Origin of the sequence: Archangium lipolyticum (genome assembly GCF_024623785.1) — a bacterium.
In the GTDB taxonomy this organism is placed as follows: domain Bacteria; phylum Myxococcota; class Myxococcia; order Myxococcales; family Myxococcaceae; genus Archangium; species Archangium lipolyticum.
This window is the reverse complement of the sequence record NZ_JANKBZ010000008.1, coordinates 152,613-170,062: the sequence shown is the minus strand read 5'-3', so window position 1 is coordinate 170,062 and position 17,450 is coordinate 152,613. Positions and strand designations below refer to the sequence as shown.

The window sequence follows — 17,450 nt, the reverse complement described above, 5'->3', positions numbered from 1 at the left end:
CCTCTACAGCAGGGCGAGCAGCCGCTCCACCAGGGAGTCCACCCCCGGCTTCTGCAGGGCGCTGAAGTGCCCGCCGGGGAGCGTCACCACCTCGAGCTGCTCGCGTGGCAGGTGCTTGCCCCACCCGAGCGTCTCGTCCTGGGCGGCGCTGGACTCGGCGCGGAAGAGCAGCAGCTTCGCGCGCACGGAGGGCACCTTCCAGCCGCGCACCTGCGGCACCAGCACCTCGCCGAGGATGCGCCACAGGCGGGCCAGATCCTTCCCCTCGAAGTGGCTGGCCGCAGTGCCCTTGGCTCGGGCGCGCGCCGCCACGAGGTCCCACTTCGCCTCGGGTGACAGTGGAGCCAGCTCGCGCTTCAGCTCCTCGTCGAGCACGGTGAACTCCTCGGCCACCAGGAGCGCCGGATCCACCCGCGTGGGCGCGATGGCGTCGATGGTGTCGAAGGTGAGCGTGTCGAGCATGGCCAGCAGCTCCACCCGCTCTCCCGCCGCCTCGAGCGCCGCCGCGACTCCAAGGGCCGGGTAGCCACCGTACGAGTATCCGATGAGCCGGTACGGCCCGTGCGGCTGAACCGTCTGGATGTCCTTCACGTACGCGGCGATGCGCTCGTCGAAGCTGGCGAAGGTGCGCCCGGACATGGCCTCGGGCGCCTGGAGGCCGAAGCTGCGGAAGCGCGGCTCCAGCAGCGGCGCCAGGTAGCGGTAGTGGTGCAGCTCGCCATCGCCCGGGTGGAAGAGGAAGACGGCCGGGGCCTCGGCCGGAGTCTCCGGGCCGCAGAGGCGCACCAGATTCGACTGGCCCGGCTCCATCTCCAGCAGGCCCTGCAGCGCGTCAGCCGTGTCCTTCAGCACCGGGTACTGGAAGAGGGTGGCCAGCGGCACCGGCAGGCCGAACTCCTCCTCCATGCGACCCAACAGCCGCATGGCGAGCAGCGAGTCTCCTCCCAGCTCGAAGAAGTTGTCTTCGGCCTTGATGGAGGGCTGGCGCAGCACCTCGCTCCACAGCCGCTGCAGCCGCATCTCCAGCGTCGAGCGGAATGGCGTCTCCAGCTTCTGCGCGGGCTGCTCGGCGGCGGGCGTGGGCTCGGGCGCGGGGGCCACCGCGTCCGGATCCGGCAGGGCGTGCCGGTCCACCTTGCCGTTGTTGTTGATGGGCAGCTTCTCCAGGAGGACGAACGCCGCCGGCACCATGTACGTGGGAAGCAATGCCGCCACATGGGCCCGGAGCGCCTCCACCTTCACCGAGGCGGGCGCCTGCACGTAGGCGCAGAGCTGCTGCGTCCCGGTGGCTCCCGTGCGAGCGAGCACCACCGCCTCCTCCACCTCGGGGAAGCGCCGCAGACAGGCTTCGATCTCCGACAGCTCGATGCGGAAGCCGCGGATCTTCACCTGGTGGTCCGAGCGTCCGAGGAAGCGCAGGCGGCCATCCGGCTGGAGCCGGGCGAGGTCGCCCGTGTGGTACATGCGCGCGCCGGGCTCGGTGGAGAACGGATCCGGCAGGAAGCGCTCGGCCGTCTGGTGTGGCGCGCCGAGGTACCCGCGCGAGAGCGCCGCGCCGCCGATGTACACCCGGCCCGGTAGTCCCGGCAGCACCGGCTCGAAGTGCTCGTCGAGCAGGTAGAAGCGCACGCGCGGGATGGGGCGTCCGATGGGGAAGGTGGCATCGGCGCCCACGCCCTCCGCGCCGGGGATGGCGCACGTGGCGGAGGTGATGGTGCACTCGGTGGGGCCGTAGACGTTGACCCAGGGGGCGTGCTCGCCGCCCACGCCCCGCCAGGCCTCGAACGTCTCACGCTTGAGCACGTCTCCGCCCGGGGCGAGCAGCCGCAATCTTGGCGGTACCCGCTGGCCCAGTGCCTCCATCTGGCGAATCCATTCCTCGATGTACGTGGGCGGCAGGCTGATGATCGTGATGTCCTCCTGCTCCAGGTACGGCGTCATGGTGTGCGCTGGCACCAGCCCGCTGCGCATCACCACGGTGGCACCCACGGCCAGCGGTGGGTACAGGTCCTCCGCCGCCGCGTCGAAGCTGAGCGGCGCGAACTGCAACATCCGGTCTCCGGCGCGCAGACCGAAGCGGGCGGCGATGGCGAGGTTGTGGTTCACCACCGAGCGGTGCTCCACCATCACGCCCTTGGGCTCGCCGGTGGAGCCGGAGGTGAAGACGATGTAGGCAACCTGCGCGTCGGACACCGTGCGAGGCCCGGGGCCGAGGTCTTCCGGCACGCGCTCCGGTTGCTCCGGCACCTCCACCACGGGCGCGTAATCGGAGTGGGCCTCCATCATCGCCGCGTCCACCCAGAGGCGCCGCACGCCCGCGCGCTCCAGCACGGTGCGCTTGCGTGGCTCGGGCCAGCCCGGGTCCAACGGGACGTAGGTGCCACCGGCCTTGAGGATGCCCAGCAGCACGGCGAGGCCCTGCGCGGAGGGCTCCATCATCACGCCCACCCGCTCCTCGGGCCGCAGGCCCTGGGAGAGGAGCCGGGCGGCCAGGAGGTTGGCGCGGGCGTTGAGCTCGGCGTAGCTCCAGGTGGTGGTGCCATGGGCGACGGCGGGGGCGTCCGGCGTCCGGCGCACCTGGGCCTCGAAGGGCGTGTGCACGCACGCCCCGGTGGGCACGGTCTGCGTTCCACCGTCGAGCGCCGCCAGCACCTGGGCGCGCTGCTCCGCCGACAGGAGGGACAGGCGCGACACCGGCAGGTCCGGCTCGCGGACGGCCTCGGCGAGCAGTTGCTCGAAGGCGCGGGCCATGCGCTCCGAGGTCGTCCGGGTGAAGAGCTCGCTGTCGGTGGCGAGGTCGCCCTCCATCACGCCGCCGGGCTTCTCCACCAGGTGGAGCACCACGTCATAGGCGGGGATGACGCCCTCGGCCGCGAGGTCCGAGATGGAGAGCCCCTCGAAGGCCGGGAAGTGGATGGCGTCGAGCAGCAGCAGCGCCTGGGCCAGCGGGGGGGCCGTGCGGTCCGCGTCGGGCTGGACGGCATCCGCGATGCGCTTGAAGGGCACCTCCTGGTGGGCCGTGGCATGGGCCACGACGCCATGGGCCCGCTTCAGCAGCTCGCGGAAGGATGGCTCCCCCGAGACATTCGTGCACAGCGGCAGCACGTTGGTGAAGTAGCCCACCAGGTGCTCGGTCTGGGGCAGGGTGCGCCCCGAGAAGGGCGAGGCCACCACCACGTGTCCCTGGGCGCTCAGCCGGTGCAGCCACGCCTGCATGAGCGCGAGCACGGCGGTGAAGGTGGACACGCCCTCGCTCCGGGCCAGGGCCCTGAGCGTGACCACATCCCCGGCTCGCAGGGAGAGCTTCACCGGCCGCATGTTGGCGTTGAGGGCCGGGGCCCGGCGCGGGAAGTCGAGCGGCAGGTCCAGCACCTCGGGCGCGTGCGCCAGTGCCTGTTTCCAGGACTCGAGGCTCTCGTCCACCTGGCGCAGGTGCTCGGGCTCTCTCTGCCAGAGCGCGAAGTCGGCGTACTGCACGGACGCCGGTGGTAGCAGGGCCGGCTCGTTCGCGAGCGCCGCGCGGTAGGCCGCCGCCACCTCCTCGATGAGCGCCTGCAGTCCCAGGCCGTCGACGACGAGGTGGCTCACGGCCGCGACGAGCACGTGCCGCGTCCCCGCCGTGTCCAGCCGGAGCAGCTCGAAGCGGTACAGTGGCCCGTTGCTCACGTCGAAGGGCTGGTGGTCGTGGCGGGTCGCGATGGTGCGTGCCGCTGTCAGCACCTGCTCGGGCGGAAGGTGGGACAGGTCCGTCCGCGCGAGCACCGGGCCGGTCACCGGGCCCGTGCGGGCGAAGATCGTCTCTCCCTCCTGGAGGAAGGTGCTTCGCAGCGTCTCGTTCCGTTCCAACACCGCCGTGAGGGCCGCCTCCAGCTTCGCCGCGTCGAGCGGTCCCACCAGCTCGAGCGCGAGCGCCATCGTGTAGGGCGGTGCCTTGGGGCGCTGCAGCGCATACCAGAGCCGCTCCTGCACCAGCGACGCGGGAACGCGCTCCGGGCGAGGACTGGCGGGCCGCGGCTCCACCTGCCGCCGGGGCGCGGTGCCCAGCCGGGCGGCGAGCCCCGCCACCGTGGGCTCGGCGAACACGGTGCTCAGTGGCAGCTCCACGCCGAAGGCCCGGCGCAGCTGCGCCACGAGCTGCACGGCGCTCAGGGAGTGTCCGCCGAGCTCGAAGAAGTGGCCGTCCCGCCCCACGTGCTCGGTGCCGAGCAGCCGCCGGAAGAGCCCCGCCACCAGCTCCTCCGTGGATCCTCGGGGTGGCTCGCCCGCGGGACGTGGCGCCGGGCCGGCCATGGGCAGCGCGGCCAGGGCCTTCCTGTCCACCTTGCCGGTGGGCGTGAGGGGCAACGTGTCGAGCACGGCGATGCGCGAGGGCACCATCGCGCCCGGGAGCACGGCGGCCAGGGACTCGCGCAGCGTCTGCTCGGCGTGGGCCGCGTCACCTTCATGGGTGATGAAGGCCTCCAGGCGCGTCTCCCGCTCGTTCTTGCGCGCGAGCACCGCCGCCTGACGGACGCCGGACTGGCGCAGCAGGGCGGCTTCGACCTCTTCCAGCTCGATGCGCACGCCGCGCACCTTCACCTGGAGGTCCGTGCGTCCCAGGAAGCTCAGGGTGCCATCCGCGTTCCACCGGACGCGGTCTCCCGTGCGGTAGAGCCGCGCACCGGGCTCGCCGGAGAACGGATCGGGCACGAAGCGCTCGGCCGTGAGCTCCGGGCGGCCGCGGTAGCCGCGCGAGACGCCCTCACCGCCGATGTAGAGCTCACCGGGCACGCCCGGGGCCGTCGGCTGCCCGAGCGTGTCGAGCACGTAGAGGCGTACCCGATCCAGCGGCCGTCCCAGCCGGATGGGCGTACCCGGCTGGAGCGGGTGCAGCGTGGTGATGCAGGTCGTCTCGCTGGGGCCGTAGCCGTTGAGCAGCCGGGCCCGGCCTCCCGAGAGCCGCTGCACGAGCGACTCGGGAGGCGCCTCGCCGCCGAGCTGGAGGAGCGAGAGCCCCTGGAAGGCCTCGGCGGCGCCAGGCTCCTCGAGCGCGGTGGTGATGACGGAGGGGGTGGCCAGCAGGTGCGTCGCCCGGTGGCGGACGATGTCCCGGGCCAGCTCCAGCGGCCCCGTCTCACGCAGGACGACCGTCGCGCCCCGCGTCAGCGGATGGAGCTGCTCCACCACGTGAACGTCGAAGACCACGGAGGTGGCCGACAGCACGGTGTCTCCGGCGCGCGTGGGGTACGAGGTGTCGGCGGCCTCGAAGAGGTGGACGAGGTTGCGGTGGATGACCTCGACGGCCTTGGGCTCCCCGGTGGTGCCGGAGGTGAAGAGGACGAGCGCGAGGTGCTCCGGCTCGGGCCGGCGGAGCGGGAGGGCGGGGCCCCGGTCGTCGGGCGTCACCTGTGTGAGGCCGGGGAGCTCCTCGGGGAAGGAGCCGGGCCTCGTCACCACCAGGCGTGCGCCGGCATGACGCAGGAGGGCGGTGCGGCGCGTGAGCGGGTGGGTGGACTCCAGGGGGAGGTAGGCCGCGCCCGCTTTGTGGATGGCCAGCAGCGAGACGAGCAGCTCGGTGGTGCGCTCCAGGCACACGCCGATGACGGTCTCCGGGCCCGCCCCTCGTGCCGCGAGGTACCGGGCGAGGGCGGTGGCCCGCTCATCGAGCTCCCGGTAGCTCAGCGTGCCATCCCGGGCGACCAGGGCCGTGGCCTCTGGCGCGCGTGCCACCTGGGCGTCGAAGAGGGACACGGTGGTGGCACGGGTGTCGAATGGGCGGTGGGTGGCGTTGAAGGAGCGCACCACGCTCTCGCGCTCCTCGTCGGAGAGGAAGGAGAGGGAGTCCAGGCGGGTGTCGGGGGCGCGGAGCGCGTGCTCGAGGAGCTGGAGGTAATGGCCCAGCAGGCGCTGCACGGTGGAGGCGTCGAAGAGCCCGGCGTTGTACTCGGCCTCCACCTCCAGGCCGGAACCTTCCTCGCGAATGACGAGGGCCAGGTCGACCTTGGTGGAGGTGACGGGCAGGTAGACCGGACGCGAGGTGAGGCCCGGTAGCGCCCCATCCAGGGAGACGTCGATGCGATTCCAGGTGAAGGCCACCTGGAAGAGCGGAGCGTGCGAGGGGCCGCGCTCGACGCCGAGATGGGAGACGACCTTCTCGAAGGGGACATCCTGGTGGGCGAAGGCCTCCAGGGCGGTGGAGCGGGTCTGGGAGAGCAGGGAGGAGAAGGGCGCCGAGGGCGCCAGGCGGGAGCGCAGCACCACGCTGTTGACGAAGAGGCCCACCACGTCGTCGGTGGCGGGGTGGGTGCGGCCGCCCACGGGAGTGCCGACGCAGAAGTCCTCCTGGCCCGAGTAGCGGTGGAGGAGGGCGGCGAAGGCGGCGTACAGGGCCATGAAGGGGGTGACCTGGTGCTGGCGGCACAGGGCACCCAGGGCCTGGGTGAGGGCGGGCGGCAGGCGGTGGCGTGCGGCCGTGCCTCCCTTGTCGGAGAGGACGGGAGGGCGAGGCCTGTCGGTGGGCAGCTGCAGCAGGCGGGGCGCATCGGCGAGCTGCTCGCGCCAGTACTCCAGTTGCCGGCGCTCCACGGCCTGGAAGGCGGGCGTGCGCTGCCAGGCGGCCACGTCCGCATGATCCAGTCGCACGGGGGACAGCGCGGGCTGCTGGCCCTGACGGAGGGCGGCATAGGCCTCGCCCAGCTCGCGCATGAGGATGGCCAGGGAGAGGCCGTCCGCGAGCAGGTGGTGGAACGTCAGCAGCAATACATGGCGCTGGGGGCCGAGCCGCCAGAGCCAGAAGCGGTAGAGGGGGCCGTGCTCCAGGTGGAAGGGCCTGTCGACCTCCTGGCGCAGCCGGGCCTGGAGGAGGGCGAGGGACTCGGGCTCGGACAGCTCGGCCAGGGACTCGTGCTGAAGCACCTGGGAGGGCAGGGGCCGCACGAGGGGAAGAGGGTGCCCCTCCCGTGCGGAGAAGGTGGTGCGCAGCACGGAGTGGCGGGACAGCAGCAGCCGCAGCGACTCCTCCAGCGCACCGGAGTCCAGGGCCCCCTCCAACTCGGCGGCCTCCGTCATGTGGTAGGCGCTGGAGTCGGGCTGGAGCTGTTGCAGGAACCACAGGCGCTCCTGCGAGAAGGACAGCACCGGAGGCGAGCCGGCCGGCCTCGGCGAGGGGCTCGGCAACTCCTGTCGGCCGCTGCCGCGTGCCCCTTCAACCGCGCGCGCCAACCCAGCCACGGTAGGAGAGCCGAAGACCGTGCTCAGTGGCAGCTCGATGCCCAGGGACTGGCGCACGCGGGCCACCAGCCGCGTGGCGCTGAGGGAGTGGCCACCCAGGTGGAAGAAGTTGTCCTCGCGCCGCACCTGCTCCACGTTGAGCACCTGGCGGAACAGTTGGGCCAGCAACTCCTCCACCGGCCCGCGCGGAGGCTCGCCGGCCGGTGCCGCCGCCTTGTCCACTGGCAGCGACGCCAGGGTCTTGCGGTCCAGCTTGCCGTTGGACGAGACCGGCATCCGCTCCAGGGAAACGAGGGCGGCCGGCACCATGTACTCGGGCAGAGAACGCTGGAGCCAGGCCCGGACCTCGTCGGCCATGACGGGCTCGTTCCTCGGGACCACGAACGCCACCAGACGCTTGTCTCCGGGCGAGTCCTCGCGGACCACCACCGCCGCCTCGCCCACCGCCGGGTGCCTGCCGAGCACCGCTTCGATCTCTCCCAGCTCGATGCGGTTGCCGCGGAGCTTCACCTGGAAGTCGATGCGGCCCAGGAAGTCGATGCTCCCGTCCGGGAGGTGGCGGACCCTGTCGCCCGTCCGGTACAGCCGGGCACCCGGCTCGGCCGAGAACGGATCCGGCACGAACCGTTCGGCGGTGAGGTCGGGGCTCGCGTGGTAGCCACGTCCCACCGCCACTCCGCCGATGTACAGCTCTCCGTGCACTCCCACGGGGACGGGCTGCATTCGCGCATCCAGCACGTGGAGCCGGGTGTTGCTGATGGGCCGGCCGATGGGCACCACGTCGAGCCCGTCGCCCCGGGCACAAGCCCAGGCGCTCACGTCGACGGCGGCCTCGGTGGGGCCGTACAGGTTGTGCAGCTCCACCTGCAGCCGTGCGAGCACCTGCTCCTTCAGCGCGGGGGGCAGGGCCTCGCCACTGCAGATGATGCGCCGCGGGCTCGTGCAGGCTTCCAGGCCCGGCTCGTCGATGAAGGCCTGGAGCATGGAGGGGACGAAGTGCAGCGTCGTCACCCCGTGCTCCTGGATGACCCGCCGCAGGTACGCGGGGTCCTTGTGCCCGTCGGGGCGCGCCATGACCAGCCGGGCGCCCGTGAGCAGCGGCCAGAAGAGCTCCCACACCGAGACGTCGAAGCTGTACGGCGTCTTCTGGAGCACCACGTCTCCGGCGGTGAGCCGGTAGGTGTCCTGCATCCAGACGAGCCGGTTGACGATGGCCCGGTGCCCGTTGAGCGCGAGCTTCGGCCGGCCCGTGGAGCCCGAGGTGTAGATGGCGTAGGCGAGGTTCTCCGCGGTGGCTCCACCCGGGACGGGGGCGTCGCTCTCGCGGGCGATCTCCTCCCAACCCGTGTCGAGCGACACGCACCGAGGCGTCCGCTCGGGCAGCACGCCGCGCAGCCGCTCCTGGAGCAGCAGCACCGGCACGGCCGAGTCCTCCAGCATGAAGGCAAGGCGCTCGCGCGGGAGCGAGGGCTCCACCGGCACGTAGGCCCCGCCCGCCTTGAGCACGCCGAGCAGCCCCACCACCATCTCCAGGGAGCGCTCGGCGCACACGCCCACCCGCACCTCGGGGCCGACTCCCAGCCTCCGCAGGTACCGGGCGAGCTGGTTGGCCCGCCCGTCCAACTCCCGGTACGTCAACCGGCCCTCGCCAGACACCACGGCGAGCGCCTCGGGGGTTCGCGCCACCTGCGCCTCGATGAGCGCATGGAGGCTCGTGTCGCGGGGGAAGTCGGCGCGCGTGTCGTTCCACTCCACCAGGAGCTGGCGGCGCTCTTCGTCCGTCAGCAGCGGCAGCGCGTCCACGCGCGTGTCGGGAGCCCGCAGGGCCTGGGCGAGGAGCTGGTGGTAGTGGCCCAGCATCCGCAGCGCCGTGCGGGCCTCGAACAGCTCGGCGCTGTAGCGAATGGCGAGCGAGTAGCCCTCACCGCGCTCGAAGACGCTGAGCGAGAGGTTGAAGGCGCTGTCGTGAGAGGCCATCAGCACGGGGTGCGCCTGGAGGCCGGGGAAGACGTCGGCCAGCGTGTGCTCTCCGCGGATGAGGTCGAACATCACCTGGAAGAGCGGAGTGTGGCTGGTGCTGCGCTCGACGCCGAGCGTCCGGACGAGCCGCTCGAAGGGGACGTCCTGGTGGGCGATGGCCTCCAGGGTGGTGGTGCGCACCCGGGCGAGGAGCGAGGCGAAGGAGTCCGAGGGCTCGACGCGGGTGTACAGCACCAGCGTGTTGACGAGCAGGCCCACCACGTCCTCGGTGGCGGGGTGGGTGCGGCCGCTCACGGGGGTGCCGATGCAGAAGTCCTCCTGGCCCGAGTAGCGGTGCAGCAGGGTGGCGAAGGCCGCGTACAGCACCATGTACGGCGTCACCTGATGCTGGCGGCAGAAGGACTGGAGGGCGCGGGCCAGCTCCGGGGGCAGCGGTTGCAGGCCGGTGATGCCGCCCCGGTGGGTGGCCACGGCGGGGCGCGGCTTGTCGGTGGGCAGTTGCAGCAGCCCGGGCACGCCGGCCAGGTGGTGCTTCCAATACTCCAGCTGCGCATCCTCGCGCGCGCGCACGGGCCCGGTGCGCTGCCAGGCGGCCACGTCGGAGTACCCCAGACGTACCGGGGGCAACGAGGGCCGTTGCCCCTGACGGAAGGCGGCGTAGGCCTCGCCCAGCTCCCGCATGAGGAGGTCGAGCGAGAGCCCGTCCACCAGCAGGTGGTGGAAGACCACGAGCAGCACGTGGTGCTCGGGGCCGAGCCGCCACAGCCAGAAGCGGTAGAGGGGGCCGTGCTCCAGGTCGAAGGGCCGGTCCACCTCCTCGTGCAGCCGCCGCGTCAACCGCTCCCGGTCGTCGGGGTGGCCAGAGAGCGGCTCGTGCCGCAGGGCGCGCGGCGGCACCGGGTGCGGCGAGGGCACCGGGCTCCCATCCCGGGCGGGGAGGACCAGTCTCAGCACCGTGTGGCGGGCCAACAGCCAGCGCAGCGCGTCCTCCAGGGCATCGGTGTCCACCGGGCCCTTCAGCTCGACGGCCTCCGGGGTGTGGTACGCGCTGGACCCGGGCTGGAGCTGCTGCTCGAACCACAGGCGCTCCTGCGCGGACGACAGCACCAGGGGCGAGCCGGCCGGGAGCGGCGTGGGGGCGGGCAGGGTGGCCGCGCCGTCCTGGCGTCGGATCACCTCGCGAGCCAGTCCCGCCACCGTCGTCGAGGCGAACAGGGCACCCAGCGGCAGCTCCACGCCCAGGGACTGCCGCACGCGGGCCACCAGCCGGGTGGCGCTCAGCGAGTGGCCGCCGAGCTGGAAGAAGTCGTCCTCGCGGTGCACCTTCTCCAGGCCCAGCACCTGGCAGAAGAGCTGGGCCAGCAGCTCCTCCACGAGCCCGCGGGGAGGCTCACCCACCGGGGCGCGCGCGGCCTCCTCCAGGGGCAGCGCCGCCAGCGCCTTGCGATCCACCTTGCCATTGGGGCTCAGCGGAAGCGCCTCGAGCAGCGCGATGCGTGAGGGCACCATGTAGCCCGGCAGCGTGCGGGCCAGGGACTCCCGCAGCGAGGCCTCGCTCGTGCCCGCTTCCGCCGGCACCACGAAGGCCGCCAGGTACTTGTCTCCTGGCCGCCGCTCGCGCGCCATCACCACCGCCGAGCGCACCGCGGGCAGCCGCCGCAGCGCGGATTCGATCTCCGGCAGCTCGATGCGCATGCCGCGCACCTTCACCTGGAAGTCGGTGCGGGAGACGAATTCCAGGAGCCCGTTCGCCAGCCTCCGCCCCAGGTCTCCCGTGCGGTAGAGCCGGGCGCCGGGCACGCCGGAGTACGGGTCGGGCAAGAAGCGCTCGGCCGTGAGCTCCGGACGGTTGAGGTAGCCGCGCCCCACGCCCTCGCCGCCGATGTAGAGCTCTCCCACCACTCCCGCGGGTACCGGATGCAGGGCTTCGTCCAGGACGTAGACCCGCATGTTGGCCTTGGGCACGCCGATGGGCGTGCTGGAGCGCGTGGGCGCCGTGTGCATGGCATGCAGGGTGGCGGTGTCCGAGCACTCGGCCGGGCCGTAGGCGTTGTGGAGCGGAATGCGCGGGTAGCGCGCGAACCAGGCCCGGCAGACCTCGGGGGGCAGTGCCTCGCCGATGGTCACCATGCGCTTCAAGCGCTCGAAGGAGGGCGGGGTGCGCGCGCCACCGTCCTCCAGCATGGCCTGCAACACCGAGGGCACGAGCTGCACGGTGGTGACGCCGGAGGCCTCCAGCGCCGAGGCCAGCCGCACGGGCTCGCGGACCACCTCGTCCTCGAGGAGCCAGGTGGTGGCGCCGAGGGCGAACGCCGCCAGCATCTGCCAGACGGAGATGTCGAAGCTGAGCGCGGCCGTCTGGGCGATGAGGTCCTCGGAGCCCAGGCCCAGCGCCTGCTGCATGCCGAGGATGTGGTTGAGCATGCCGCGCTGATGGACCATCACCCCCTTGGGTACGCCGGTGGAGCCGGAGGTGAAGAGGACATAGGCGAGGCCGTCGGACGAGTCACGGCGCGCAAGGGTCTCGGGACTCTCGGCCTCCCAGCCCGCCAGGGAGAGCAGGCGCGGGCGCCGCGACGCGGGCAGCAGCTCGAGCGCCTGGGCCAGCAGGGCGTCCGCGCCGCCGAGCGCCAGCGCGAACGGGGCACGGCTCTCCTCGAGCACCTGGGCGATGCGCGCGGGAGGCAGCCGCGCCTCCAGGGGCAGGAAGGCGGCTCCGGCCTTGTGGATGGAGAGGACGGCGCGCACGGTGGCCTCGGTGCGCGGTCCCACCAGGGCCACCACGGACTCGGGGCCGACTCCCTGGGCCACCAGCCTGTGCGCCACCTGGTGGAGGTGGGCCTCCAGCCCGGCGTAGGTCCACTGGCCGCCCTCGAAGGCGAGCGCCACCTTTCGCGGCGTCCGCCGGGCGTGCTCGCTCAGGAGCGAAACGACGGTGGCCTGTGCCTCCAGGGGCCTGTGCGTCTCGTTGCAGGCGTGCAGGACGAAGCGCCGCTCGTCCTCGGAGAGGAGGGAGAGTGAGTCGAGGCGGGTGTCGGGGGCGCGGAGCGCGTGCTCGAGGAGCTGCAGGTAGTGGCCCAGCAGGCGCTGCACGGTGGAGGCGTCGAAGAGCTCGGTGCTGTATTCGGCTTCCACGTCCAGGTGGGGACCGTCCTCGCTGACCATGACGGCGAGGTCGAACTTGGCGGCGGAGGCGGGCAGGTGCAGCGGGCGGGCGGCGAGCCCCGGCAGCGCTCCTGCCAGGGAATGATCGACACGGTTCCAGGCGAAGAACACCTGGAAGAGCGGGGAGTGGGAGAGGCTCCGCTCGACGCCGAGATGGGAGACGACCTTCTCGAAGGGGACATCCTGGTGGGCGAAGGCCTCCAGGGCGGTGGAGCGGGTCTGGGAGAGCAGGGAGGCGAAGGAAGCCGAGGGCTGCAGGCGGGAGCGCAGCACCACGCTGTTGACGAAGAGGCCCACCACGTCGTCGGTGGCGGGGTGGGTGCGGCTGGCCACGGGAGTGCCGACGCAGAAGTCCTCCTGGCCCGAGTAGCGGTGGAGGAGGGCGGCGAAGGCGGCGTACAGGGCCATGAAGGGGGTGACCTGGTGCTGGCGGCACAGGGCACCCAGGGCCTGGGTGAGGGCGGGCGACAGGCGGTGGCGTGCGGCCGTGCCTCCCTTGTCGGAGAGGACGGGAGGACGAGCCCTGTCGGTGGGCAGTTGCAGCAGGCGGGGCGCACCGGCGAGTTGCTCGCGCCAGTACTCCAGTTGCCGGTCCTCCAGGGCGTGGACGACCGGGGTCCGCTGCCACTCGGCCACGTCCGAGAAGTCCAGGCGCACGGGGGACAGCGCGGGCTGCTGGCCCTGACGGAGGGCGGCGTAGGCCTCGCCCAGCTCTCGCATGAGGATGTCGAGCGACAGCACATCCACCAGCAGGTGGTGGAAGGCGAGCAGCAGCACATGGCGCTGGGGGCCGAGCCGCCAGAGCCAGAAGCGGTAGAGGGGGCCGTGCTCCAGGTGGAAGGGCCTGTCGACCTCCTGGCGCAGCCGGGCCTGGAGGAGGGCGAGGGCCTCGGGCGCGGACAGCTCGGCCAGGGACTCGTGCTGAAGCACCTGGGAGGGCAGGGGCCGCACGAGGGGAAGAGGGTGCCCCTCCCGTGCGGAGAAGGTGGTGCGCAGCACGGAGTGGCGGGACAGCAGCAGCCGCAGCGACTCCTCCAGCGCACCGGAGTCCAGTGCGCCCTCCAGCTCCACGGCCTCTGCCATGTGGTAGGCGCTGGAGTCGGGCTGGAGCTGTTGCAGGAACCACAGGCGCTCCTGCGAGAAGGACAGCACCGGAGGCGAGCCGGCCGGCCTCGGCGAAGGGCCGGGCAGGTTGGCCGCGCTGCCCTGGCGCTGGGAGAGCTCACGGGCCATCGCGGCCAGGGAGGGCGCGGCGAAGACGGCACCCAGTGGCAGCTCGATGCCGAACGACTGGCGCACGCGGGCCACCAGCCGGGTGGCGCTCAGCGAGTGACCGCCGAGCTGGAAGAAGTCGTCCTCGCGCCGCACCTGCTCCACGTTCAGCACCTGGCGGAAGAGCTGGGCCAGCAGCTCCTCCACGGGCCCACGCGGAGGCTCGCCCTCGGCGGTCTGCTCCGGCGCCTGGAGCGGGAGCGCCGCCAGCGCCTTGCGGTCCACCTTGCCACTGGTGGTGAAGGGCAGGGCCGGGAGCGTGACGAAGCGGGAGGGTACCATCGCCTCGGGCAGGGTGAGACGCAGCGCCTCGCGCAGCCGCTTCGCCGCGGTGCTGGTCTCTCCCTCCATGACGAGGAAGGCATCGAGCCGCGTGTCCCGGCCACCGCCGCGCACCACCACGGCGGCCTGGCGTACACCGGGCTGGCGCAGCAGCGCGGCTTCGATCTCCTCCAACTCGACACGGACGCCGCGCACCTTCACCTGGAAGTCGGTGCGCCCGAGGAAGCTCAGGGTGCCATCCGGGTTCCACCGGACGCGATCTCCCGTGCGGTAGAGCCGCGCGCCGGGCTCGCGGGAGAACGGATCCGGCACGAAGCGCTCGGCCGTCAGCTCCGGGCGGCCGCGGTAGCCGCGCCCCAGCGGAGTGCCGCCGATGTGGAGCTCGCCGGGCACGCCCAGAGGCACCGGCTCTCCGCTCGCGTCGAGCACGTACACGCGGCACCGGTCCAGCGGCCGTCCCAGATGCACCGGCCGCTCCGGCTCCATGCGCCCGGCGACGACGTTGATGCTCGTCTCCGTGGGACCGTAGGTGTTGACCAGCTTCGTCCGCGTCAGCGCGAGCTGCCGCACCAGCGGCTCCGGCAGCACCTCACCGCCGGTGACGAGCACCTTCAGCGAGCGGAAGGCCTCCAGCGCGTCGGGCTCCTCGAGCGCCGTGGCCAGCGAGGAGGGCATGATGACGACGTGGGTAATCCCGTGCCGGACGATGTCGCGTCCCAGCCCGAGCGGACCCACCTCGCGCAGAATCGTCCGGGCGCCGCGGGTGATGCTGAAGAGCAGCTCCTCCAGATGGATGTCGAACGAGAGGCTGCCGGAGGAGGCCCAGCAGTCACCGGCTCGCGTCTCGTAGTACGGGTCGAAGGCCGCGAAGCAGTGGACGACGTTGCGGTGGGTGAGCTCGACGCCCTTGGGCTCGCCCGTGGAGCCGGAGGTATAGAGGAGGTAGGCGAGGTGCTCGGCGCGGGCGGGCACGGGTGGAGCGGAGGGCCCGGCCTCGCGCGCGCGCACGTCCGGCGACACCACGGGCACGTCCAGCTCCACGCCGGCGAAGAGCGCGGGCCGGGTGACGACGAGCCGTGCACCGGACTGGCGCACCAGCGCGGCGCGGCGGCTCGCCGGGTGCGAGGCCTCCAGCGGGAGACACCCTGCGCCGCTCATGAAGATGGCGAGCAGGGACACCACGGCGTCGAGCGAGCGCGCCAGGCACAGGCCCACCACGGTCTCGGGCCGGGCTCCGGCCGCCACCAGGTGCGCGGCGAGGCGCGAGGCCTGTGTGGCGAGCTCCCGGAACGTGAGCGTTCCCTCCGGAGCCACCACCGCCGGAGCGTCCGGGGTACGAGCCACCTGGGCCTCGAAGATGGAGACGAGGGTCGCCTCGGAATCGAAGGGCCGCTCGGTGTCATTGAACGCGTACAGCACCTGCTCGCGCTCGGCGGAGGAGAGCAGGGGCAGCTCGCCCACCGTCGTCTGGGGCCTGGCCACCGCGTGTTCGAGCAGCCGGACGTAGTGGCTCAGCATCCGCGAGGCCGTGGCGTCCTCGAAGAGCTCGGTGCTGTACTGCACGGAGAGCGCGAAGCCGCTGGCGCTCTCGATGACGGTGAGAGCGAAGTCGAACTGGCTGGTGCCGGTGTCCACGTGCACCGGACGCGCGCCGAGCCCGGCCAGGGCCTCGGTGAGCGAGCGCTCCTCCTGGTACAGGTCGAACATCACCTGGAAGAGCGGCGTGCGGCCGGGGCTGCGCTCCACCTGGAGCGCCTCGACGACGCGCTCGAAGGGGGCCTCCTGGTGCGAATAGGCCGCGAGCGTCGTCTCGCGGGCCCGGGCCAGCAGCTCCGAGAAGGGAGTGCCGGGAGTGACGGTGTTGCGCAGCACCACGGTGTTGACGAAGAGGCCAACCACGCCCTCCAGCGTCAGGTGCGTGCGGCCGGCGACGGGCGTGCCCACGCAGAGGTCCGTCTGCTGCGAGTACCGGTGCAGCAGCGCTGAAAACGCCGCCTGGAACACCATGAAGGGCGTCACCTGTCGCTCGCGGCAGAGGGCGCGCACGGCCTCGGTGAGCCCGGAGGGCAGCGGGAGCGGCTCCGTCTGCGCACCCTGGTCCGTGCGGACGGTGGGGCGGGGCTTGTCGGTGGGCAGCTCCAGCAGGGGGGGAGCGTCGGCGAGCTGGCGCTTCCAGTACTCCAGATGGGAGGACTCGAGCGCCGTGGCGGCCGGCGTGCGCTGCCAGGCGGCGAAGTCGGCGTACTCCAGGGGCAGCGGGGCGAGCTGGGGCACCTGCTCGCGGGCGAGGGCGGAGTAGAGGGTGCCCAGCTCCCGCATGAGCACGTTGAGGCTCCAGCCGTCCACCACCAGGTGGTGCAGCACCAGCAGGAAGACGTGGCGCTGGGCGGAGAAGCGCAGCAGGCGGAAGCGGTAGAGGGGCCCCTGCTCCAGGGAGAAGGGCCGCGAGGACTCCTCGCGCAGACGGCGCGACAGCACGGCCTCGCGCTCGCCCTCGGCCACGGAGGACAGCTCCTCGCTCTCCAGGACGCGGGAGGGCACCTCCTGGAAGGCCAGTCGCGGTTGTCCCTCGGAAGAGGAGAAGACGGAGCGCAGCGCGGTGTGGCGCGAGAGCAGTTGCCGCAGCGCCGCCTCGAGCAGCCGCTCATCGACGGAGCCACTCAGCTCCACCGCGCGGGCCACGTTGTAGGCGGCCGACTCCGGTTGCAGCTGGTGGAGGAACCACATCCGCTCCTGCGCGGAGGAGGGGCGGGGGAGCTCGTGGGCGGGGCGCCGCACCGGTCCCGTTCCGGCCACGACGTTGGCCGAGGTGCCCGCCGGAGAGGACGGCTTGCCCCGCTCCAGGAGTTGCTTGAGCAGTGCGCGCTTTTCGCCCGGCGAGAGTTGGTCGAGCTCTTTTCGAGAAGTCATGACAGGGGGGAGGAGAGGGTGGCGCTCGGAGCGCGTGTCCGCATCCGCTCGAGGCCGAGGACGCTCCACACGGCGCCGATGAGGGCGAACGGAGTGTTCTCCATCACGTACCGGGGGACGCCCTCGATGGGGATGTTGGAGGCGAAGAGCAGGGCCACGTGCAGGAGGCCGACCCAGGGCAGCACCAGGCATCCCGGACGCGGCAGGCTCCGGGCGCGCACGGTGGCGATGCCGAGCAGCGTCACGCCGATGCAGGAGCTGAGCACTCCGACCGCCCCGAGCGGAGGAATGAGCCGGACGCCCCCGAGGAGGCCGGAGAGCAGCACCAGATTGACGAGGGCGGCCCCGAGGGTGAGCGAGGCGAACACCAGCCCGGCCAGGCCCGTCTTCCGCGCGCGTCCCTGGAGCCGGACGCGCAGCCCCACCAGTCCCACACCGAGGGCGAGGGTCGCGCCGACGAACGAGGTGGCGCCGAGCCAGTCGAGCGGCGAGGCGCTCGGGTCGGAGGGGAGCTTCCCGGTCCTCATGCCCACGGCGAGGTCCACGCCGTAGGAGAGGAGCCACAGCAGCCCGCCCACCAGGGTGGCCGGGCCGTCCCAGCGGGGCGGGGAGGAGGGAGACATGTCCTGGGT

General features: G+C 72.4%; 2 protein-coding genes. Both read right to left on the bottom strand.

The window, feature by feature from the left end; all coding sequences use genetic code 11:
• Positions 1 to 3: 3 nt before the first annotated feature.
• A complete protein-coding gene (locus NR810_RS19295; RefSeq protein ID WP_257454347.1) occupies positions 4 to 16,818 on the bottom strand; it encodes a non-ribosomal peptide synthetase in 16,815 nt (5,604 codons plus the stop codon).
• Positions 16,815 to 17,441, bottom strand: a complete 627-nt coding sequence (locus NR810_RS19290; RefSeq protein WP_257454345.1) for a hypothetical protein — start codon at positions 17,439 to 17,441, stop codon at positions 16,815 to 16,817. Before NR810_RS19290 ends, NR810_RS19295 begins: the two co-directional genes overlap by 4 nt.
• Positions 17,442 to 17,450: the final 9 nt, after the last annotated feature.